This window comes from Thiocapsa rosea (assembly GCF_003634315.1).
GTDB classification, from domain to species: domain Bacteria; phylum Pseudomonadota; class Gammaproteobacteria; order Chromatiales; family Chromatiaceae; genus Thiocapsa; species Thiocapsa rosea.
Map to the genome: position 1 here is coordinate 2,123,766 of NZ_RBXL01000001.1, position 21,738 is coordinate 2,145,503.

General features: G+C 65.1%; 17 protein-coding genes. 13 read left to right on the plus strand and 4 right to left on the minus strand.

Annotated features, from left to right (window positions below):
* Positions 1 to 11: 11 nt before the first annotated feature.
* The 5 genes from holA (at position 12) to BDD21_RS09485 (ending at position 4,837) form a co-directional block, all read left to right on the plus strand.
* Positions 12 to 1,046 (plus strand): DNA polymerase III subunit delta, encoded by a 1,035-nt coding sequence (holA, locus tag BDD21_RS09465; RefSeq protein WP_120796966.1) that lies wholly within the window; start codon positions 12 to 14, stop codon positions 1,044 to 1,046.
* 342 nt (positions 1,047 to 1,388) lie between these two features.
* A complete protein-coding gene (locus BDD21_RS09470) occupies positions 1,389 to 2,663 on the plus strand; it encodes a glutamate-5-semialdehyde dehydrogenase (protein ID WP_120796967.1) in 1,275 nt (424 codons plus the stop codon).
* Positions 2,664 to 2,721: 58 nt separating this feature from the next.
* Positions 2,722 to 3,351, plus strand: coding sequence for a nicotinate-nucleotide adenylyltransferase (gene nadD, locus BDD21_RS09475; RefSeq protein WP_120796968.1), 630 nt, complete (start codon positions 2,722 to 2,724; stop codon positions 3,349 to 3,351).
* 154 nt (positions 3,352 to 3,505) lie between these two features.
* Positions 3,506 to 3,862 (plus strand): ribosome silencing factor, encoded by a 357-nt coding sequence (rsfS, locus tag BDD21_RS09480; protein ID WP_120796969.1) that lies wholly within the window; start codon positions 3,506 to 3,508, stop codon positions 3,860 to 3,862.
* A gap of 9 nt (positions 3,863 to 3,871) precedes the next feature.
* The gene (locus BDD21_RS09485; RefSeq protein WP_120796970.1) at positions 3,872 to 4,837 is read left to right on the plus strand and encodes a helix-turn-helix transcriptional regulator; all 966 of its coding nucleotides are present in this window, start codon (positions 3,872 to 3,874) and stop codon (positions 4,835 to 4,837) included.
* A 325-nt stretch (positions 4,838 to 5,162) separates the two neighbouring features.
* Here BDD21_RS09485 and BDD21_RS09490 read toward each other — a convergent pair whose 3' ends face one another.
* Entirely contained in the window at positions 5,163 to 5,609 is a 447-nt protein-coding gene (locus BDD21_RS09490) for a DUF29 domain-containing protein (protein WP_120796971.1), read from the minus strand.
* Positions 5,610 to 5,807: 198 nt separating this feature from the next.
* Between BDD21_RS09490 and BDD21_RS09495 the strand changes: the two genes are divergently transcribed.
* Positions 5,808 to 6,332, plus strand: coding sequence for a dihydrofolate reductase (locus BDD21_RS09495; protein WP_120796972.1), 525 nt, complete (start codon positions 5,808 to 5,810; stop codon positions 6,330 to 6,332).
* Positions 6,333 to 6,515: 183 nt separating this feature from the next.
* On the opposite strand, the gene BDD21_RS09500 is transcribed toward BDD21_RS09495, so the two are convergent.
* The gene (locus BDD21_RS09500; RefSeq protein ID WP_120796973.1) at positions 6,516 to 7,403 is read right to left on the minus strand and encodes a symmetrical bis(5'-nucleosyl)-tetraphosphatase; all 888 of its coding nucleotides are present in this window, start codon (positions 7,401 to 7,403) and stop codon (positions 6,516 to 6,518) included.
* 26 nt (positions 7,404 to 7,429) lie between these two features.
* A complete protein-coding gene (gene apaG / locus BDD21_RS09505) occupies positions 7,430 to 7,804 on the minus strand; it encodes a Co2+/Mg2+ efflux protein ApaG (protein WP_120799836.1) in 375 nt (124 codons plus the stop codon).
* A 157-nt stretch (positions 7,805 to 7,961) separates the two neighbouring features.
* On the opposite strand from apaG, the gene BDD21_RS27780 reads away from it, so the two are divergent.
* A complete protein-coding gene (locus BDD21_RS27780) occupies positions 7,962 to 8,129 on the plus strand; it encodes a hypothetical protein (protein ID WP_170164725.1) in 168 nt (55 codons plus the stop codon).
* 131 nt (positions 8,130 to 8,260) lie between these two features.
* Positions 8,261 to 9,196, plus strand: a complete 936-nt coding sequence (locus tag BDD21_RS09510) for a Gfo/Idh/MocA family protein (RefSeq protein ID WP_120796974.1) — start codon at positions 8,261 to 8,263, stop codon at positions 9,194 to 9,196.
* Positions 9,197 to 9,367: 171 nt separating this feature from the next.
* Here the strand turns inward: BDD21_RS09510 and BDD21_RS09515 are convergent, their stop codons facing one another.
* Positions 9,368 to 10,051 carry a Crp/Fnr family transcriptional regulator gene (locus tag BDD21_RS09515; protein WP_245969495.1) on the minus strand — a complete coding sequence of 228 codons (684 nt, stop codon included), beginning with the start codon at positions 10,049 to 10,051 and terminating at the stop codon, positions 9,368 to 9,370.
* 562 nt (positions 10,052 to 10,613) lie between these two features.
* Between BDD21_RS09515 and BDD21_RS09520 the strand changes: the two genes are divergently transcribed.
* The 5 genes from BDD21_RS09520 (at position 10,614) to BDD21_RS09540 (ending at position 21,734) form a co-directional block, all read left to right on the plus strand.
* Positions 10,614 to 10,802: a Thivi_2564 family membrane protein gene (locus tag BDD21_RS09520; protein WP_120796976.1), complete on the plus strand. Its 189-nt coding sequence runs from the start codon at positions 10,614 to 10,616 to the stop codon at positions 10,800 to 10,802.
* A gap of 45 nt (positions 10,803 to 10,847) precedes the next feature.
* A complete protein-coding gene (locus BDD21_RS09525) occupies positions 10,848 to 11,066 on the plus strand; it encodes a hypothetical protein (RefSeq protein ID WP_120796977.1) in 219 nt (72 codons plus the stop codon).
* A gap of 105 nt (positions 11,067 to 11,171) precedes the next feature.
* Entirely contained in the window at positions 11,172 to 11,759 is a 588-nt protein-coding gene (locus BDD21_RS09530; RefSeq protein ID WP_120796978.1) for a carboxypeptidase-like regulatory domain-containing protein, read from the plus strand.
* A 131-nt stretch (positions 11,760 to 11,890) separates the two neighbouring features.
* A complete protein-coding gene (locus tag BDD21_RS09535; protein ID WP_120796979.1) occupies positions 11,891 to 20,584 on the plus strand; it encodes a GH36-type glycosyl hydrolase domain-containing protein in 8,694 nt (2,897 codons plus the stop codon).
* A gap of 76 nt (positions 20,585 to 20,660) precedes the next feature.
* Entirely contained in the window at positions 20,661 to 21,734 is a 1,074-nt protein-coding gene (locus BDD21_RS09540) for an HlyD family secretion protein (RefSeq protein WP_120796980.1), read from the plus strand.
* The last annotated feature ends 4 nt before the right edge of the window (positions 21,735 to 21,738 follow it).

Sequence of the window (21,738 nt, forward strand, 5' to 3'; positions counted from 1 at the left end):
CCCCCGACCCCATGCGCCTGCGCTTCAACCAGCTCCAAGACGCCTTGTCCCGCGGTCTGGCCCCGCTGTACCTGGTCTGCGGCGACGAACCCTATCAGCTCGGCGAGGCGGCGCGTCTGATTCGCGAGGCGGCCCGCCGTCAGGGGTTCGCCGAGCGCGAGGTCCTGGATCAGGATGCTGCTTTCGATTGGCATGCCCTGGCCGCCTCCGCCGACGCCATGTCGCTCTTCTCCTCGCGCAAGCTCATCGAGCTGCGCATCGGTACGGCGAAGCTCGGCAAGGACGGAGGTGCATCGGTGCGCGCCTATTGCGATCGGCCCTGTCCGGACAACCTGCTCCTGATCATCGCGCCCGAGCTGGATCGCAAAGAGCTGCAGAGTCAGTGGGCCAAGCGAGTCGAGTCGGTTGGCGCCCTGGTGCAGGTCTGGCCCTTGAAGGGTCGGGAGCTGGTGCAGTGGCTCGGTCAGCGTCTGCAGTCGGTCGGGCTTCAGCCGGGGCCGGGTGTAGCCGAGCTGCTCGCCGAGCGTGCCGAGGGCAACCTGCTGGCGGCGGTGCAGGAGATCGAGAAGCAGCGTCTGCTGCGTGATCCGGGACCGCTCGCGCTCGAGGACCTGCTCGGGAACCTCGCCGACAGCGCTCGCTTCGACCTTTTCTCGCTGACCGACGCGGCCTTGTCGGGAGACCGCGCCCGCACCCAGCGCATACTCTCGGTCCTGCGCGCCGAAGGAACCGCCGATGTCCTGGTGCTCTGGGTCTTGGCACGGGAGCTTCGGACCCTGGCCGAGGCGGCCGGGGCGCGGGCAGGCGGTGCGCGTGGGCCGGGTGCTGAGAATGCCCGCATGCCGCCGCAACGTCTTCAGGCGATGGAACGCGCCCTTTCGCGTCTGTCGCCGACCCTGCTGCGCGCGCTGCTTCATCAGTGTTCGCTGATCGATCAGTCGATCAAAGGTCTGGCCGTCGGCGACCCTTGGCACCGCCTGGCCGTGGTCGCCGATGCCTTGGCCGCCGGTGGCTTTCGGGCGGGTCGGCCGATCCCGCAGCGCTGAGACGCGTCCGGCCCGGTCTTTCCGGTGTTCGCGCAGTGACTGCTTCTGTCTGATCGATCGCCGCTTTTCGAGTCCCTTTTCGGCCTCATTTCGCCTATACAGACCAGAGGCGGCGTCTTACACTGACCCCAAATGACTCGCCTTAAACCGCGTCCAGAGCGAAATGAGTCATTTTTGTTTTGTGTTCAGCGTCGGGGACTTCCTTGACCTTGGCGAGACGCGGTTTAAGTTTTTAATCTTTTTTTACTTTAAACCGCGCCAGCTCCAACGGTCGTCAAGTCCGCCGGGGCCGACCCCATCCAAAAACATCGCATGCCGCGCCGGGCGCGGTTTAGGTCCGAGATGAGCGAACGACAGATCACCGATATCGACGCCTACATGGCCGACCTTGGACGCCGCGCCCGTGCCGCGTCACGCGCTCTGGCGCGTGCAACGACTCGCCAAAAGAACGATGCCCTGTCGGCGATCGCCGACGCGATCGATGGCCGGCGCGCAGCCATCGTCGCCGCCAACCGGATCGACCTCGAGCAGGGTGCGGCCAAGGGTCTGGATGCCGCGCTGCTCGATCGGCTTGAGCTGACCGAGGGTCGCATCGACACCATGATCGAGGGCCTGCGCCAGATCGCCGCCCTGCCGGATCCCATCGGCGCCATCACGGATCTGGATTACCGCCCGTCCGGCATCCAGGTCGGGCGCATGCGTGTTCCGCTGGGAGTCGTAGGCATCATCTACGAATCACGACCCAACGTGACCGCGGATGCCGCCGGACTCTGTCTCAAATCGGGCAACGCAACGCTGTTGCGCGGAGGCTCCGAGGCATTCGAGTCGAATCAGGCGATCGCGGCCTGCATCGGGCAGGGTCTGGTCGAGGCCGGTCTGCCCGCCGACGGCGTGCAGGTGGTCGCCACGACCGATCGCGCGGCGGTCGGGGCCATGATCGCTATGCCCGAGTGTGTCGATGTGATCATCCCGCGCGGCGGCAAGGGTCTGATCGAGCGGATCAGCCGCGAGGCACGGGTTCCGGTCATCAAGCATCTCGACGGCATTTGTCATGTCTTCATCGACGCCGATGCGGATCTCGACAAGGCGTTCGACATCGCCATGAACGCCAAGACGCAGCGCTACGGGACCTGCAACACCATGGAGACCCTCTTGGTGGACGCGTCCGTCGCGGCGAGCATCCTGCCGCGTCTGGCGATCGCCTATCGCGAGAAGGGGGTGGAACTGCGCGGTTGTGCGCGCACCCGCGAGATCCTGCCCGAGACGATCGCCGCGACCGAGGCCGACTGGGACACCGAGTATCTGGCCCCGATCCTCGCCATCCGGGTCGTCTCCGGGCTCGATGCGGCGATGGATCACATCGCCGCGCACGGCTCGGCCCATACGGATGCGATCGTCACGGAGGACTACAGCCGTGCCCGACGTTTCCTGCGCGAGGTCGATTCGAGCTCCGTCATGGTCAATGCCTCGACGCGCTTTGCCGACGGGTTCGAGTATGGCCTGGGTGCCGAGATCGGGATCAGCACGGACAAGTTTCATGCGCGCGGCCCGGTCGGGCTGGAGGGTCTGACCTCGGTGAAGTTCGTGGTGCTGGGCGACGGCGAGGTCCGTACCTGATGGCCGAGGGGCTGCGAGAGTTCGCGGATCGGTCCACCGCTCGCGCGTCGACGCCTTGATGATCGGCATCCTCGGCGGCACCTTCGACCCCATCCATTTCGGACATCTGCGCCCGGCACTCGATTGTCTCCAAGCGCTTGGTCTGGACGAGGTCCGGTTCGTCCCGCTCAATGTCGCGGTGCATCGTGCGCCGCCGGTCGCCTCCTCGATACTGCGCTTGGCCATGTTGGAGGCCGCGATCGCCGGACAGCCGGGATTCGTCGCGGACCCCCGCGAGATCGAGCGGCCGGGCGGCTCCTACACCTACGACACCCTGATCTCGCTGCGTGCCGAGCTGGGCCGAGACCGCCCCCTGTGTCTGCTCATCGGCGCCGACGCCTTCGCAGGCTTCCCGGGTTGGCATCGCCCGGCCGATATCCTGGACTTGGCGCATCTCGTGGTGATGCGGCGACCGGGTGCGTCCGTCGCGCCGGATCCCGCCCTGCAGGCATTCTGCACGGGGCGTATCCGAGACCGGGCCGACGACTTGGCAGAGATGCCGGCCGGCCGCATCCTCTTTCAGGACGTGACCCAGATCGATGTCTCGGCAACCCGTGTGCGCGCGCTGATCCGACAGGGTCTGAGCCCGCGCTGGCTGTTGCCCGATACGGTGATCGCGATCATCGCGGCGGAAGGTTTGTATCGGTAGGCCGGAGGCCCGCCGACCCGAAGGGCAACGTTTGCACCGTCGCCCGTCGGATCAGACCAAGGAGGGTGTGGTCGTCGCCGCGGATCGCGGTGCGACGCAAACCCCCGTGCGACCGCTCGCGTCGCGCCCCTAATTCAACAGCAGAGGAGATCGCATGCAGCTTGAGACACTTCGGGAACTGGTGGTCGAGACCTTGAACGACATGAAGGCCCGCGACATCGAGGTGATGGACGTGCGGGGCAAGACCGCCATCACGGACTATATGATCGTCGCGTCCGGCACCTCGGACCGGCATGTGAAGGCCATCGCCGAGACCGTCGCCTATAAGTCCAAAGAGGCGGGCGAGACCCCGCTGGGTCTGGAAGGCGTCACCGAGGGCGAGTGGGCCTTGGTGGACCTCAACGGGGTCGTGGTGCATGTCATGCTCCCCAAGGTGCGTGACTTCTACAATCTCGAAAAGCTCTGGGCCGCACCGGCCGCCGTTGCGAAGGTCGCCGCCGTGCCGCTCTAGGCCGACCCGGTGGACCGCTTCGACCGGATCTTCGAGCTCAACCGCATCCTTCAGGCGGCTCGACATCCGGTCTCGCGGCAGCGCTTGCAGGACGCACTCGAGTGCTCGCGCGCGACCGTTACGCGGCTCATCGAGGACATGCGTCTGCACCTGAATGCGCCGATCGTCTACGACCGGGATCTCAACGGCTACACGTACGATCTGGCCGACGGGGCGATGTACGAGCTGCCCGGTCTTTGGTTCAACGCCTCCGAGCTGCATGCCCTGCTGACGGTGCAGCAGCTCTTGACGAGCGTCGAGCCGGGTCTGCTCGATCCGCATCTCAAGCCGCTGCAGAAACGCATCGGTGATCTCCTCGAGCTGCAACGCCCCGGTTTCGACGGGCTTTCGGCGCGGGTGCGGATCATGCAGGTGGGCGCGCGGCGCAGCGGCCGCCACTTTCAGACGGTCGCCGGCGCCTTGGCTCAACATCAGCGGCTGCGGATCCGCTATTTCAATCGCGGCGACGATCGGCACAGCGACCGCGAGGTGTCGCCCCAGCGTCTCACCTACTACCGCGACAACTGGTATCTCGACGCCTGGTGTCATCTGCGCGAGGGCCTGCGGACCTTTGCACTGGATGCGATCGAGGCGGCGCGCCAGCTGTCCACGACGGCCTTGCCGGTGGCGGACGAGGAGCTCGATCGACACTTCGCCGTCTCCTACGGGATCTTCGCCGGCACACCGCAGCAAACGGCCGTGCTGCGATTCAGCCCCGAGCGCGCCCGCTGGGTCGCCAAGGAACAATGGCATCGGGATCAGACGGGGCAATTCCTCGAGGACGGGCGCTACGAGCTGCGCATCCCCTACAGCAATGCGCTCGAGCTGACGATGGATGTGCTCAGGTACGGGCCGGATGTCGAGGTCGTCGAGCCGGCGATCCTGCGCGATCTGGTTCGGGATCGTCTCGCTGCGGCGCTCGCACAGTACGGCTAAACCGCGTCCGGAGCGAAATGCATCGTTTTTGGATTGGCCTGCCTCGGCTAGATCCTTGGGCGTCGGAGGTGACGCGGTTTAGGATGATTTACAGAAAAAGGAACCATCGTCGTGATTCGGCAACGGAAGTCGCCCCTAAACCGTGCGCAGAGCGAGATGCTCACTTTCGAGTGGGCTCGACGTTTGGTGCATGCATGGCCCTTAGCGGGGGCTCGGTTTAAAATAATATATTTTTTAATATCTTAAACCGGGTCGGCTCCGGCGGTCGTCAAAACTGCCGGGGTCGATCCCATCCGAGAACATCGCATACCGCGCAGGGCACGGTTTAGATGGCTTTTGGCTCGTCGCCCGGAACATCTTCGTTCAGGATCTGCTCGACGGTGAAGGGGCAGACCGGCGGGAAGGTCTCCTCGGCGAGGCCGGTCTCGCGGGCCGCTTCGAGGATGGCATCGCCATAGGCGTCCACGACGGCTTGCTCCAGCTTCGCCTTGAGACTGGGGTTCTGTGCGAGGTGCCGATGAAGACGTCGGCGCTGCTCTTTGATCGTCAGTGTCCAACTTCGACTGCGCCGATTGGGCTGGAATTGCCACTTGAGCAGATGTGTAAATAGCCGCGCGAGTCGGTTTTCAAGCTCCCGCAACTCGCTCTTGCCCATGCTCTCGATCTCCTCCGCGATATGCTCGATGTCGGCCTGGTCGATCCGTCCGCTGCGCAGGAGTGCGGCTTGGGTGTTGGCCCAGGCGTAAAAATCCGCGTCGTAGGTGCTCTCCATCTGAGTCCTCGGGGAATGGCTGCGGCGGTGCAGGTATGATGAGGTGATGTCCGGGAAAGGAACAAGCGGCGTGTGGGTGCGAATGTGTTCGCATGCATCGCCCTTCAGGCTTTCCTTCGTGCGCTTCGTGACTCCGTGAGAGATTCCGGAAACCGCTCGGTGCTTAGGGACGCAAAGTCAAACAAGGTGAGATCTGCCATGACATCGACCGAACGCCAAGCCCCGCCCCTCTGTCTGGTCGCCGCCATCGCGGACAACGGTGTGATCGGTCGAGAGAATCGACTGCCTTGGCATCTGCCGGCCGATTTGGGTCACTTCAAACAGCTCACGCTCGACAAGACGATCGTCATGGGGCGGCGGACCTGGGAGTCCTTGCCCGGCCTGTTGCCGCGTCGACGCCACATCGTGCTGTCGCGTGATCCGGCATTTCGCCCGGACGGCTGTCTCGTCGTGGATTCATTGGATGCCGCGATCGATGCGGCCGGGCCGGTCCCCGAGCTCTTGATTGTCGGCGGGGCAGCACTTTACGCCGAGACGCTTCCGCGCGCAGACGTTCTCTATTTGACCCAGGTGCGTGCCGTTATCGAGGGCGATGCCTGGTTTCCGCGCTGGGATCCGGCGGATTGGGTCGAGGTGAGCCGGGTCGAGCGTCCGTCCGACGAGCGCAATGCGTATGCGATGACCTTCTCGGAGCTCTGCCGCGTGTCCGGGGCTTGCCCATAAACCGGGCCGCGACGCTGATCGCGGCAGTAGTGCAAACAAGCGCGGTAGGGTGGACGAGCGAGAGCGAAGTCCACCGAACCCTGCGCCGGCGCCGGTGGGCTGCGCTGCGCTTGTCCATTACCCTACAGCGCTTGTTCATACGGGTCTCGTCCAGACGGCGGGCAGATGAACAAGGCCCGGGCTTCAGTCGGATCCGGGCCGCAGATAGCCCGCGCAGTCGATCTGGATCGGTGTGATCGACCTCTTTCCGTCGCCGTCGCCGTCGCCGTCGCCGTCGCCGTCGCCGTCGCCGTCGCCGTCGATCCGGATCGCGGTCAGCGCGCCGCCCCAAAGGCAGCCGCTGTCGAGTCCCCAGACGTTGTGCTCGGCGAGATAGCCGATGGTGGACCAGTGGCCGAAGATAATCCGATCATTGCGGGTGCGCCGGTCCTGCATCCGAAACCAGGGCAGGCGTCCGGCCGATTGACTCCCGATCTCGCCCTTCTCGCCCAGGGCAAGGGCGCCGTCAGACGCGCAGAACCGCAGTCGCGTCAGGCAGTTGGTGATGAACCGCAGACGGTCCATGCCGGTCAGATCGGGTGACCAGCGCTTGGGTTTGTTGCCGTACATGGCCATCAGGTAAGCGCGATAGTCCGGCCCGCGAAGGGCCGACTCGAGTTCGTTTGCGCGGGCTTGAGTGTCTTGAAGGCTCCATTGCGGCGGAACACCGGCATGGATCATCGCGAAACCGATGTCAGAATCATGATGCAGCAACGGGCGATGGCGCAACCAGTGCAGGAGTGCGTCGCGGTCCGGCGCCCGCAGGACCTCGTCGAGCGTGCTCTTGCCCGCGTGCCGGGTATTGCCTTCGGCCAAGGCGAGGAGATGCAGGTCGTGGTTGCCGAGGACCGTGACGGCACAATCGCCTAGATCGTGCACGAACCGCAGTACGGCTAGCGATTCAGGCCCGCGATTGACCAGGTCGCCGACGAGCCAAAGTCGGTCCACACCCGGATCGAACCGGAGCCTGTCGAGCAGTTGCCGCAGCTCCCGATAGCATCCCTGGATGTCGCCGACGGCATAGATGGACATGGCCGTGTCGGTCCCGCTCGTCTCGCTCAGTGAATGGTCATGGCGGACGCCAACGAGAAGGCCGGAATATCGGCATCGAAGCGGGTCCCATCGTCGCTGATCATGCCGTAACTGCCGTGCATGCTGCCGATCGGGGTAGCGATGATGGTGCCGCTCGTATACTCGAAACGTTCACCCGGTTTCAGGTGCGGCTGCTCCCCGACAACACCCTCTCCCCTGACCTCCTGAGCCTTACCGTCAGCGTCCGTGATGATCCAGTGCCGATCGAGCAGTCGCGCCGATTGGTCTCCGTGATTCTCGATCACGATCGTATAAGCGAACACATAACGTCCTTCTCCGGGGGAAGATCGTTCCGGCTGGTACTGACTATTGGCCGAAATCTTGATCGAAAACTCTTTCACCTGAACCTCCACGTCGCAGACAAGCGCATCGGATCGCGTGATAATACACACGGCCCCGTTGCGCGATCCAGGCACATCGGAGCCCCTAATCCATTTCGCTGTCCATCAAGGACAGCGAGCCACGCAGCCAGAGTCCTAATTTCAGGTCGGTCGACGCATGCGCCCCAACTCATCTCCTCCCAAGCCCGATCTCGTGGTGTTGGTGATCGCCTTTGCGTTGATCGGAATGGTGGCGACGGTGGCGTATCAAATCGGCCTGTACGCGAGTGTCGAGCGTGCACCGATCGCCAAGCAGGCGGTCGCACCGAAGGATTTCGGCGGCTGAGGCTGAAGGCGTCGCCACCCGGGAGGGCAACGTGACATCAACCGATTCTCGGGACGCCATGCCGTGCGACGCACGCCGACCGCCCGTATCCGGGGATCTCCGAGGCTCAACAACGCATCCGGTCGCAGCCTATGTCCGATAAACTCCGCGTCGCCGTCATCGGTGTCGGCTATCTGGGGCGTTTCCATGCCCTGATCTACTCGCGCATGCCTGATGTCGATCTGGTGGGCGTGGTCGATGCCGACCCGGCCCGAGCTGCAACGGTCGCCGCCGAGGCCGGTTGCGCCGCCTGTGCGCGGATCGAGGATGTCCTCGGGCGGGTCGATGCGGTCAGTATCGTCGTTCCGACGACTGCGCATCTCGAGGCGGCGGCGCCTTTCCTCTCGCGGGGCATTCCCGTCCTGCTCGAAAAGCCGATCGCGGCGAGCCTGGCCGACGGGGTCGAGATCGTTCGCCTTGCGCGCGCGCACAATGCCACCCTGCAGATCGGGCATGTCGAGCGGTTCAACGCCGGCGTCATGGCCCTGGCGCAACGTATCCACGCGCCGGTCTATATCGAGGCCCAGCGGATGGGCGGATTCACGGAGCGCGCGACCGATGTCGACGTGGTCTCGGATCTCATGATCCACGACATCGACATCATCCTTTCGCTGGTCGGGGGCCGTATCGCCAACATCTCGGCCGTAGGTGCATCCGTCCTGACGGATCATGTCGACATCGCAAGTGCCCGATTGGAGTTCGACCAAGGCACCGTGGCCAACGTCGTCGCCAGCCGCGTCTCGGAGAAGACCACGCGCCGGATCCGGGTCTTCCAACCGGGCAGCTATCTCTCGCTCGACTTCATCGAGCAGACCATCGATATCGCCGCGCCCCGCAGCATCGCCGGTTCCGCACGCCCGGAGATCACGCGCGAGCGCATCAATGTCGAGCCGGTCAAACCGCTGGATCTCGAGCTTGCCGAGTTCGTGCGCTGTATCCGCGAGGGACGCCCGCCGCTGGTGGACGGTCAAACCGGGTTGAACGCGCTAGAGGTTGCTCTGGAGGTTCGTGCTCGTACTGGTCATTAAGCGACGATTCAGAAACTCGGTGAACACCTTAATGACCTACATATCGCGGTTTTTTTGAACCGGTCCTAAACCGCGTCCGGCGCGACATGCGTCGGCATCCCTTCGCCCCCGTACCCCGCAGGATCAACCGCCCGCGCGCGACCCGGATCGCTGCGGCCGACATGTCGCCTCTCAGCCCAGGAATCGGTCGTAAATCGATTCCGACTCCCCGTAACAGCCGCAGGCTGCGGCTTTCAGTCCGGCCCGATCGAGAACGCGAATGTCGCCGCGGCTGTAGTGAATGAGATTGCGCTTTTGCAGCGCCGTCGCAGCCTTGGTCACGCCGACCCTGCGCACCCCGAGTAAGACGGCCAGGAACTCATGGGTGGCGTGGAAGTGATCCGAATGCGCCCGGTCCTGAGTCATCAGCAACCAGCGGGCGAGACGCGCTTCCAGCACATGGAACCTTGTGCAGGCGACCATCTGCTCGACCTGATTCGTCAACACGAAGAGATAGCGGTTCAGCGTGATCCGGAGTGCGACGCTCTGCCCGAGCGCCTCGGGGAATCGCTCCACTGTCATACGCCAGGCGGGACCGGCACCCCGGACAACGGTGCGCAGCAGTGTCACGTCGATCCCCAAGATCAGTGGTGTTCCGATCATTCCCTCGCTGCCGACCAGTCTGACCTCCAGACCGGCGTGATCGATCGGCGGCGTCACCAGAGAGAAGAAGCAGTCCGTGGGGAAGTAGACGTGGCGGATCTGCTCGCCGGGCTCGTTGATCACCTCGTCGAGCGCAAGCTCGACCGACTCGCAGCGGGTCAGCACCTGCCGATGATCCTCGTCCGGCAGAGAGGCGAGAAGACGATTGTCCAAAAGAGCGGAATTCCTCTCGGGATGCACGGGCGTTTTCCTCATGGCAGGCATGGAACGGAAACACCCGACAAGCGGAACGCGTTGCCGGGGAAACCGATGGCGAAGGCTTATCGCGCAGTGGCAAGCCGTAACCCCGCGTGGTTGCTGAAGCCCGGCTCGGCCTGTGGACTCCTTCAGTTCCAAACGTTACGACAAAAGACACGTTCATTCAGTGCGCTGTCAAACATAGCACGTTGATTCGTGCCCTTATGTGCGATGGCGTACAGACCGGGCGGGATATGCCGTGTCATGTTGACGTTCACCGTGTGTAACCCTCGTCGGCCGCGAGGTCTTCTTCTTCATTCCGGCCGTCGGGGCACGTGGCGCAGAGCGCCATGGGGCGTGCTTGATCCCGCGGAGCGGTGTCACGAGTCCCTGAGGGTTTGAGCGGTCGGTCCAATGAGCGAAACCGACCGCGAAAAGGGGGAGCCGGACCACATCCATCGCCGGGTTTGTACGGGAGTTTGCCGAACGACAGGCTCTCGCGTCTCGAGCGCTAACCAACCAGTACAGGAGAATAAAGATGAATTTGATTAACTTGATCGTCGTTTTGGTCGTCATCGGAGTCATCCTATGGCTGATCAATAACTACATTCCGATGGATGGAACCATCAAGAAGATCCTGAATGTGGTGGTCGTGATCGTCGTGGTGCTTTGGCTGCTGTCCGCTTTCGGGCTCCTCGGCCCCATGTCCGGAATACGCATCGGGTAATCATGAGGTCCACAAGTGTTTATCCATGTCGGGAGGTGAGGTGAGATGAACGCACTCAAGATCGTCGGGGTCGCGCTGATCATCGGCGGTGGCCTGGGATTGGCCTATGGTGGCTTCAGTTATACGAAGGAGACCACGCAGGCCCAACTGGGTCCCCTGGAGTTGACGGTCCAAGACCGCGAGACGGTCAACATTCCGATCTGGGCCGGCGTGGCGTCGATCGTGGCCGGCGCGCTTCTGCTGCTCGTGCCGAAGGGCACTTGAGAATGACCGCCCGGGAGACCTGGATCCAGGTCTCCCGGGCGGAGCGACTCACATGCCGGAGAGCGTGTTCCGGCTTCTTTCACGTCGACAAACGAGTCCCTTCACATGACCAACAAAAATTTACGAAGCCTGATGGCGATGGCGCTGATGTTCGGGGGCGCAGCGGCACAGTCCGCCGGACCGGAGAAGTCGGGCAACATGGACACGCCGATTCCCGCAACCCCCGGTATACAGCTTGCGGAGACGCGCACGGAGTATGGAATTCGGCCGGCCGAGACCTCTGGTTCGGAGACGTCGTCCGATCTCGCCGCACCGGGCCGTGAGTCGTCGGGGGAAGGGTCATCGGAGATCAAAACCGATGGCGACATTCGCTACGTGTCGGGCGGCATCGGTGAAAGTGAACGAACCGAACTCGATGCCTTGTCCAGTCAGTTCAACCTGCGTTTGCTGTTCGCGACAGAGGGCAGCGGGGAATATCTCTCGTCGGTGAAAGTGAACATTCTGGATGCGCGCGGTGGACCGATCTTGAGCGCCCAATCGAAAGGCCCTTGGTTTTTCGCTCAACTGCCGCCGGGCGACTACAGTGTAGAAGTCACCCCGACCGGTTTACGCGGTCAGGACGAGACTCAGCGCAAAACATTCAGTCTGGATGGTTCGGGCCAATCGCGTTTTGACTTCTACTGGAAGAAATAGGCGCGACGTTTTCACGCCTTCTCAACATCATTGCATGAAACGCAATTCGGCAATTCGGAAGTTGAGCGCTGTCGTCGTCCGCAGAGGATGGTGTCTCCGGATCGGAGATAGGGCGTTTAAAGGAGGATCACTTGGCGATTCGCGACACTCTGCTCCAATTCAAGAAATGGCTTCCCGCTAAGGGTTTGATCAACGCGTCTGTCGGCGACGAGCCACCGTTGCGCTCGGAGCTTTTCAGTGCCGTGCAGATGGAAGAGCACGGCAAGCGTCTCGCCGACGCGCATGCCTTGATGCCCGGACATCCGCCGGATCGCCTTCTTGCTCGCCTGAACGAGAATGAAACCATCCTGATCGGTGTGTGCCGATTACTCATGGTCGCCGTCACGGAAAACCGTCGGATCGCGCCCGCCGGTGAATGGCTGCTCGACAATTTTTATCTGATCGAAGATCAGATCCGCACCGCCAAGCGACATCTCCCCAAGGGCTACAGCCGGGAACTGCCGCGTCTGCTCCAAGGCCCATCCGCCGGACTGCCACGCGTCTATGACGTCGCGCTGGAGATCATCGCCCACGGCGATGGTCGGGTCGACCCCGAGAACCTCAACCGTTTCGTCTCGGCCTATCAAACGGTCACCACCCTGAGGCTGGGCGAGTTGTGGGCCATCCCGATCATGCTGCGATTGGCGCTGATCGAGAATCTGCGCCGGGTGGCGGTCCTGATCGCCGCCAGCCGAACCGACCAGAACCTGGCCGATGTCTGGGCCGATCGGATGATGGAGATGGTCGAGCAGGACCCCAAAAATCTCATCTTGGTGATTGCCGACATGGCGCGGTCGAACCCGCCCCTGTCGAGCGCCTTTGTCGCGGAGTTGGCGCGCCGACTGCAAGGTCAGAGTTCCGCCTTGGCCCTGCCGCTGACCTGGGTCGAGCAGCAGCTCGCCGAGTCGGGCTTGGCGATCGAGCAGTTGGTGCAGGCGGAGAACCAGCAACAGGCCGCCGATCAGGTGTCCATCGGCAACAGCATCGGCAGTCTGCGTTTCCTCGGGGCGCTGGACTGGCGCGAGTTCGTGGAGACGATGAGCCTGGTCGAGCAGACCTTGCGCGAGGATCCGGGCGGGATCTACCGGGAAATGGACTTTGCCACCCGCGACCGTTATCGGCACGTCGTGGAGAAGGTCGCGAAGAACAGCCCCTTGTCCGAGGCGGAGGTGGCGCGCCGGGCGGTCGAGCTGGCGCGCCAAGGCGCAATCGGGAACGACGACGGCGGCGCGCGCGCGGGGCACGTGGGGTTTTACCTGATCGATCGCGGTTTGCCGCAACTGGAGCGCCGGGCGCAGGCCTGTCTCTGTACCCTGGAGTCGCTGCAGCGACGGGGGCGCCGGTTTCCCCTGGTCCTCTATCTGGGCGCGATCGTCGTGTTGACGATGCTTTTCGCCGGGGCGCTGCTGGGGCAGGCGCCGTCCGATAGCCTGCCGGGTTGGTTGCTCCTGCTCCTGGCGGTGCCGGCCGTGCTGGGCACCAGTCAGCTCGCGGTGGCGCTGGTCAACTGGCTGGCAACGCTGCTCGCGACTCCCTATCCGCTGCCGCGTCTGGATTTTTCCGATGGCATTCCGGCGGCGTCACGCACCCTGGTGGTGACCCCGACCATGCTCACCGGCGCGGCGGGCATCGAGGCGCTGATCGAGGGGCTGGAGGTGCGGTTCCTGGCCAATCGGGACGACAGCCTGCACTTTGGTCTCTTGACCGATTTTCGCGATGCGCCGACGCAGACGCAGCCCGAGGACGAGACACTGGTCCGGCTGGCTGTTCAAGGGATCGAGGCCCTGAACGCGAAATACCCGCGCGACGGCGGCGATTCCTTTTTCCTTTTCCATCGTCCGCGCCGCTGGAATCCCCAAGATCGGATCTGGATGGGTTACGAGCGTAAACGCGGCAAGCTCGCCGACCTGAACGCCCTGTTGCGCGGCCGGGCCGCCGATCGCTTCGCGACGATCGTGGGCCAGACGACCATCCTGCTGGACGTGCGCTACGTCATTACCCTGGACACCGACACCCAGCTCCCGCGCGATGCGGCGCGGGAGCTGGTCGGGACCCTGGCACACCCGCTGAATCGGGCACACTACGACCCCGACCGACAGCTGGTCTCCGAGGGCTACGGCATTCTGCAGCCGCGCGTGGCCGTGAGTCTGCCCGGCGCCAACCGGTCGCGGTATGCGCGTTTGCACGGGGACGACGCCGGCATCGACCCCTATACGCATGCCGTCTCCGATGTGTATCAGGATTGGTTCCAAGAAGGCTCCTTCATCGGCAAGGGCATCTACGACGTCGATGTCTTCGAGCAGGCGCTCACGGACCGTTTTCCGGAGAATCGCATCCTCAGCCATGACTTGCTGGAAGGCTGTCATGTCCGCTCGGGGTTGGTCTCCGATGTGCAGTTGTATGAAGACTTTCCCGCCAGTTACAGCGCGGACGTCAGCCGACGCCACCGCTGGATTCGCGGCGACTGGCAAATCGCGCGCTGGCTGTTGCCGCGCGTTCCCGGTCTCGACGGACGCCCGCGGCGGAACCCGCTCTCGGCGTTGTCGCGCTGGAAGCTGGCCGATAATCTGCGGCGCAGCCTCGTGCCGGCGGCCCTGACGCTGCTGTTCGTGCTGGGCTGGACGCTGACGGCGTCCCCCGGACTCTGGACCCTGGCGGTGCTCGGCATCTCTCTGATTCCGTCATTGCTGACCGCGCTCCTGAACGGCCTGCAAAAGCCGGGCGACGTGCGCTGGCGCGATCATCTCGCGGCCGCGCTCCGCACCGCGGTCCGGCAGGTGGCGCAGGCGATCTTCACCGTCGTGTGCCTGCCTTACGAGGGCTTCTTCAGCCTGGATGCCACGATCCGCACGCTCTGGCGGACGCGGGTCAGCCATCGACGCCTGCTCGAATGGACCTCGTCGGGCGATCTGGATCGCTCGCGTTCTGGCATCGTCGCCTTCCACAGCAGGATGTGGATTGCACCCGCGTTGGCCCTGGTGACGGCATCGGTGCTGGCATGGGTCAACCCCGCCGCGCTGATCGTCGCGGGGCCGATCCTGTTGCTCTGGCTGGCCGCGCCCACCGTCGCCTGGTGGATGAGCCGCCCCTTGACACGACGCGAGGCCCGCCTGACGGCCGACCAGGTCCTCTTTCTGCGCGCCATGTCGCGCAAGACTTGGGCCTTCTTCGAGCGGTTCGTCGGGCCGGAGGACCATTGGCTGCCGCCGGACAACTATCAGGAGCACCCCGTGGCCGTGCTCGCGCATCGCACCTCGCCGACCAACATGGGAATGTCGCTGCTGGCAAATCTGGCCGCCTATGATTTCGGCTATCTGCCGGTCACGGGACTGATCGAGCGCACGACCAACACCCTGGGCACGATGGCCGGGATGGAGCGTTATCGCGGCCATTTCTTCAATTGGTACGACACGCAAACGCTCAAACCGCTCGCGCCCTTCTATGTCTCGTCGGTGGACAGCGGCAACCTCGCGGGTCATCTGCTGACCTTGCAGCCGGGTCTGCTCGCACTGATCGAGGCACCGATCCTGCACCCGCGTTGGCTTGACGGCATCGGCGACACCTTCGGGATTCTCGCGGGCCTGGTCGAAGAGGAACCCGAGCCGTCTGGACGCAGTGTCCTGTCGGCCCCGCTCGCGCCGTTCAAGCAGGCGCTGGAATCAGCCTCGCGCTCGCCGCCCGCCACACTGGCGACGGCACGCCAGTGTCTCGCGTCATTGGCGACGGCGGCCGAGGCTGCGGCGCAGGCGTTGGATGCGCACACCGAGGGCGCCGCGAACGAGTGGGCATGGGCGTTGGAGCGTCAATGCCGCGCCATCCTGAACGATCTGTTGGTGTTGGTGCCCTCGCTGGCAAGCACGGTTTCGGCCCCCGTTTTGACCCCGGTTGCGCTCGGCGCGGAAGGGACTCACGACCTGAGCCTGACACTGCGTCAGCTCGCCGAGAGCGAGGCGGGCCGGGACGCCTACGGGGCAGCCCGCGAGCGGATCGCCCTGCTCGAGCGTCTGGCCCTGCAATCCTGCGAGCTGGCTTGGGCGGACTATGACTTCCTCTACGACGCGTCGCGCCATCTGTTGGCGATCGGCTACAACGTCGCCGAGCGGCGGCAGGATGCGAGCTTCTACGACCTGCTGGCCTCGGAAGCGCGGCTGGGCAGTTTCGTGGCGATTGCGCAGGGCCAGCTGCCGCAGGAGAGCTGGTTTGCCCTGGGGCGCCTGCTGACCGTCGCCGCCGGCGAGTCGACGCTCCTGTCGTGGAGCGGCTCCATGTTCGAATACCTCATGCCGCTGCTGGTGATGCCGACCTACGACAACACCCTGCTCGACCGGACCTATCGCACGGCGGTGGCCCGGCAGATCGAGTACGGCGCGCTGCGCGGTGTTCCCTGGGGCGTGTCCGAATCCGGCTACAACACCGTCGATCTGCATCTGAACTATCAGTACCGCGCCTTCGGCGTGCCCGGTCTGGGGCTCAAACGCTGGCTGGCCGAGGATCTGGTCATTGCACCCTACGCCAGCGCACTCGCGCTGATGGTCGCGCCCGAGGCGGCGTGCCGGAATCTCCAGCGGCTCGCCGCGAGCGGGTTCGAAGGCCGTTACGGGTTTTACGAGGCGATCGACTACACCCCGTCCCGACTGCCCCGCGGGCAGACCAGCGCCTTGGTGCGCTCCTTCATGGCCCATCACCAGGGCATGAGTTTTCTGTCGCTGGCGTACCTGCTCCTGGACCGTCCGATGCAGCGGCGTTTCATGGCCGCACCGATGTTTCAGGCGACCGCTCTGCTGCTGCAGGAGCGCATCCCCAAGACACCCGCGTTCTATCTGCACGCGACCGGCGAGCCCACCGACATCCGCACCACCTCCAGCAGTCAGGATGCGGAGATCCGCGTGTTCACGAACCCCAATACACCCATCCCCGAGGTGAAGCTGTTGTCGAACAGCCGCTACCATGTGATGGTCACCAACGCGGGCGGCGGCTACAGTCGCTGGAAGGATCTGGCCGTCACCCGCTGGCACGAAGACACCACCCGCGACCCTTGGGGCACCTTCTGTTACGTGCGCGACCTGGCGAGCGGCGACTTCTGGTCGACCGCCTATCAGCCGACGCTCAAGCAGCCGGACAGCTACGAGGCGATCTTCTCGGAGGGACGCGCCGAGTTTCGTCGCCGCGATCAGGGGATCGAGTCCTATACCGAGATTGCCGTCTCCCCGGAAGACGACATCGAGCTGCGCCGGGTGCGCATCACCAACCGTTCGCGCAGCCGCCGAGTCATCGAGGTCACCAGCTACGCCGAGGTCGTGCTCGCCCCGCCCGCCGCGGACGCCTCGCATCCGGCCTTCAGCAACCTCTTCGTGCAGACCGAGCTGCTCGACCCGCAGCCGGCGATCCTCTGCACCCGCCGGCCTCGCTCGCGGGAAGAGACCTCGCCCTGGATGTTTCACCTGATGGTGGTGCGCGGGGCCGAGTGCGGCCCGCCGTCTTACGAGACGGACCGGATGCGCTTCATCGGGCGCGACCGCAGCGTCACCGATCCGCAGGCGATGCGCGGGTATGAAGACCTCTCGGGCAGCGCGGGCTCGGTGCTGGATCCCGTCGTCGTCATCCGCTACGCCATCACGCTGGATCCGGATGAATTCGCCACCATCGATCGGGTCACCGGCATCGGCGACAGTCGCGAGATCGCCGTGAGCCTGGTCGAGAAGTACCAGGATCAGCGACTCGCCAATCGTGTCTTCGATCTGGCCTGGACCCACAGCCAGGTCGTGCTGCGCCAGATCAATGCCAGGCAGTCCGACGTGCAGCTTTACGGACGCCTGGCCAGCTCGATCCTCTATGCCAATGCCTCGCTGCGTGCCGAGCCGAGCGTGCTCGCTCAAAATCGGCGCGGACAATCCGGGCTCTGGAGCCATGCGGTCTCCGGCGATGTCCCGATGGTGCTGGTGCAGATCGGCGACCCGGAAAACATCGAGTTGGTGCATCAGTTGGTGCAGGCGCATGCCTATTGGCGCCTGAAGGGACTGACGGTGGATCTGGTGATCTGGAACGAGGATCGCGCCGGTTACCGCCAGCAGCTCCATGATCAGATCCTGGGGCTGATCGCCGCGGGTGCGGATGCACACGTGATCGATCGGCCCGGCGGTATCTTCCTCCGCCCGGCCGATCAGATCTCCAACGAAGACCGCGTTCTCTTCCAGACCGTGGCACGGGCCATCCTCAGCGATACACGGGGCACCCTGGCCGAGCAGCTCGGTCGGCGCGCTCGGCCGGAACGGCGTATCCCGCGCCTGCGCCCGACCCGGACCCGTTTTGCCGAATGGAGTCGCGGTGTGGAGCCCAAATCGGCCGGCGTCTCGGAGCCGAACAACCCCGCGCAGCGCCTCTTCGACAACGGTCTGGGCGGCTTCACGCCCGACGGGCGCGAATACGTCATCACGACCGCGCCCGGTCAAACGACGCCCGCACCCTGGGTCAATGTCCTGGCGAATGCGCACTTCGGGACGGTCGTCTCGGCGAGCGGCATGGCCTACACCTGGAGCGAGAACGCCCACGCGTTCCGCCTCACGCCCTGGCACAACGACCCGGTCAGCGACGCGAGCGGCGAGGCCTTCTATCTGCGCGACGAGGAGAGCGGCCATCTATGGTCGCCCACGCCGCTGCCCGCGGGCGGCGCGTCGGAGTACGTCAGCCGTCACGGCTTCGGCTACAGCGTCTTCGAGCACACCGAGGACGGCATCGCCTCGGAGTTGTGCGTCTACGTCGCCGTGGACGCACCGATCAAGTTCTCGGTGCTCAAGTTGCGCAATTGCTCCAATCAGGCGCGCCGGCTCTCCGCGACCGGCTATGTGGAGTGGGTGCTCGGGGATCTGCGGCCCAAGTCGACCCTGCACGTCGTCACCGAGATCGACCCGCTCAGCGGCGCGCTCTTCGCGCACAACCCCTACAACACCGAGTTCGCCGACCGCCGTGCCTTTTTCGACGTGGACGACCAATCCCGCACCCTGAGCGGGGACCGGACCGAATTCATCGGGCGCAACGGCACCCTCGGCGCACCGGCCGCGCTGACGCGCTTACGGCTGTCCGGGAAGGTCGGGGCCGGGCTGGATGCCTGCGCCGCGATCCAGGTCGGCATCGACCTGGCCCCCGGGCAAACCCGTGAAATCGTCTTCCGGCTGGGCGTGGCCGGTCGACGCGGTGCCGATGATGCCAGCACGCTGGTGACGCGCTACCGCGGGGCGTCCGCCGCCCGCTCCACGCTGGAGGCCGTACAGGCGCATTGGGTACATACCCTGGGCGCCGTGCAGGTCGACACCCCGGATCCGGCGCTCGACGTCCTGGCCAACGGCTGGCTCCTCTATCAGACCCTGGCCTGCCGCTTGTGGGCGCGCAGCGGCTACTACCAGTCGGGCGGGGCGTTCGGGTTCCGCGACCAGTTGCAGGACGCGATGGCGCTCGTCCATGCCGAGCCCGTCCTGCTGCGCGAGCACCTGCTGCTCTGCGCGGGGCGTCAGTTTCCCGAAGGCGATGTCCAGCACTGGTGGCATCCGCCCTCGGGCCGGGGGGTGCGCACCCGCTGCTCCGACGACTATCTCTGGCTCCCGCTGGCGACCTGCCGCTATGTGCTGGCCACCGGGGATACCGACGTGCTGGACGAAACGGCCCGGTTCCTCGAGGGTCGCCTGGTCAGCGGGCAGGACGACTCCTATTACGATCTCCCGGGTCAGTCCGAGGACTCGGCGAGTCTCTACCAACACTGCGTGCGCGCCATCCTGCACGGGCTGCGGTTCGGCGAGCACGGACTGCCGCTGATGGGATCCGGCGACTGGAACGACGGCATGAACCTGGTCGGGATCCAGGGCCGGGGCGAGAGCATCTGGCTGGGCTGGTTCCTCTATGAGGTGCTCGTCCAGTTCAGCGCGGTGGCGCGCCTGCAGGGCGATGCGCCCTTCGTGGAGCGCTGCCTGACGGAGGCCGCCCGGTTACGCCGGAACATCGAGGCGCACGGTTGGGATGGCGGCTGGTACCGGCGCGCCTATTTCGACGACGGTACCCCGCTGGGCTCGGCGAGTCAGGAGGAATGCCGGATCGATTCCATCGCACAAAGCTGGTCGGTGCTCTCCGGGGCCGGTGATCCCGAGCGCGCACGCACGGGGATGGCGGCGCTGGATGCACACCTGGTGCGCCGGGATGCCGGGTTGATTCAACTGCTGGATCCGCCCTTCGACACCTCCGATTTGAATCCGGGCTATATCAAGGGGTACGTGCCGGGCGTGCGCGAGAATGGGGGGCAATACACCCATGCGGCCATCTGGGCGACGATGGCATTCGCGCGCTTGGGTGATCCGGCACGCGCCTGGGAGCTCTTCTCCCTGATCAACCCGATCAACCACGGGCGCTCGCCCGAGGAGATCGCGATCTACAAGGTCGAGCCCTATGTGGTCGCAGCCGATGTCTATGGCGTCGCGCCGCATATCGGGCGCGGCGGCTGGAGCTGGTACACCGGCTCGGCGAGCTGGATGTATCGGCTGATCCTGGAGTCCCTACTGGGGCTGCGGCTCGAGGTCGATACCCTGCATGTCGCGCCCTGTCTGCCCGCCGAGTGGGAGGGGTTCAGGCTGCGCTACCGCTATCGGGAGACGTTCTACCACATCGCCGTGACACAACGCGGCAATCGCGAGGGGGGGACGCGGATCACGGTGGACGGTGTGGCGCAAGACGCGCCTGAGATTCCGTTGGTGGACGACCAGCGAGAGCACAGGGTCGAGGTGGTCGTCCAGGGCGAGCCGTGATTGTCCGGCATCGTTGCTGGAGGCACATCGCTCGCGGTCGACCCCGCTTTTCAGGTTCAGGAACACAGGATCCATCATGACCCTGGCAGTCAAGAAGAACATGGTTCTGCTGATCAGTGCAGTGGCCATCGCCACCATCGCGGTCCTGGTCTGGACCACCCTGCAACCCTCGGGGCCGGGCGCCGGCTTCGTCAGCGGCAACGGCCGCATCGAGGCCACCGAGATCGACGTGGCCACCAAGCTCGCCGGACGGGTGGAAGACATCCTGGTCAACGAAGGCGATTTCGTGCTGGCCGGTCAGCCTCTGGCGCAGATGCGGGTCGCCACGCTCGACGCCCAGCGCGACGAGGCGCTGGCGCAGTCCCGCCAGGCCGTCACGGCTGTCGCCAGCGCCAAGGCCCAAGTCGCCGTGCACCAGAGCGATACGGCCGCCGCGCAGGCCCTGGTAGGCCAGCGCGAGAGCGAGCTCGACGCCGCGCAGCGGCGCTACGCCCGCTCCGAGACCCTGTCCGAGAAGGGCATGACGACCCGCCAGATCCTCGACGACGACCGCGCCCGCGTGCACGGCGCCCAGGCGACGCTGGCCGGTGCGCAAGCCCAGGTGACCGCGAGTGAGGCGGCGACCACGGCTGCCCGCGCCGCGGTGGTCGGCGCCGACTCCGGTGTGGAGGCCAGCGAGGCGACGGTGGCTCGTGTCGAGGCCGACATCGAGGACAGTCAGCTCAAGTCCCCGCGGGCCGGACGCGTGCAATACCGCATCGCGCAGCCCGGCGAGGTCCTGGCCGCCGGCGGCAAGGTGCTCAACCTGGTTGATCTCAGCGATGTCTACATGACCTTCTTCCTGCCCGAGACGGCGGCTGGCCGGGTCGCGCTGGGCAGCGAGGTGCATCTGGTCCTCGATGCGGCGCCGCAATACGTGATTCCGGCGCGGGTGTCCTATGTCGCCAGCACCGCGCAGTTCACGCCCAAGACGGTGGAGACGGCCAGCGAGCGGCAGAAGTTGATGTTCCGCGTCAAGGCGCGGATCGATCCGGAGCTGCTGCTGAAACACCGCGCGCTGGTCAAGACCGGCCTGCCCGGTATGGCCTGGATTAAGCTCGATGCGGACGCCGCCTGGCCGGCCAACCTGGTCGTCAAGGTGCCGGATTGAGCCC

Excerpts from the sequence above, each read along its gene's own strand:
- BDD21_RS27780 (WP_170164725.1), top strand. The coding sequence starts at position 7,962 with ATGCGCCCCAACTCATCTCCTCCCAAGCCCGATCTCGTGGTGTTGGTG.
- BDD21_RS09540 (WP_120796980.1), top strand. The coding sequence starts at position 20,661 with ATGACCCTGGCAGTCAAGAAGAACATGGTTCTGCTGATCAGTGCAGTG.
- BDD21_RS09500 (WP_120796973.1), bottom strand. The coding sequence starts at position 7,403 with ATGTCCATCTATGCCGTCGGCGACATCCAGGGATGCTATCGGGAGCTG.
- rsfS (WP_120796969.1), top strand. The coding sequence starts at position 3,506 with ATGCAGCTTGAGACACTTCGGGAACTGGTGGTCGAGACCTTGAACGAC.
- BDD21_RS09510 (WP_120796974.1), top strand. The coding sequence starts at position 8,261 with ATGTCCGATAAACTCCGCGTCGCCGTCATCGGTGTCGGCTATCTGGGG.
- nadD (WP_120796968.1), top strand. The coding sequence starts at position 2,722 with ATGATCGGCATCCTCGGCGGCACCTTCGACCCCATCCATTTCGGACAT.
- BDD21_RS09525 (WP_120796977.1), top strand. The coding sequence starts at position 10,848 with ATGAACGCACTCAAGATCGTCGGGGTCGCGCTGATCATCGGCGGTGGC.
- BDD21_RS09470 (WP_120796967.1), top strand. The coding sequence starts at position 1,389 with ATGAGCGAACGACAGATCACCGATATCGACGCCTACATGGCCGACCTT.
- BDD21_RS09520 (WP_120796976.1), top strand. The coding sequence starts at position 10,614 with ATGAATTTGATTAACTTGATCGTCGTTTTGGTCGTCATCGGAGTCATC.
- holA (WP_120796966.1), top strand. The coding sequence starts at position 12 with ATGCGCCTGCGCTTCAACCAGCTCCAAGACGCCTTGTCCCGCGGTCTG.
- BDD21_RS09490 (WP_120796971.1), bottom strand. The coding sequence starts at position 5,609 with ATGGAGAGCACCTACGACGCGGATTTTTACGCCTGGGCCAACACCCAA.
- BDD21_RS09495 (WP_120796972.1), top strand. The coding sequence starts at position 5,808 with ATGACATCGACCGAACGCCAAGCCCCGCCCCTCTGTCTGGTCGCCGCC.
- BDD21_RS09530 (WP_120796978.1), top strand. The coding sequence starts at position 11,172 with ATGACCAACAAAAATTTACGAAGCCTGATGGCGATGGCGCTGATGTTC.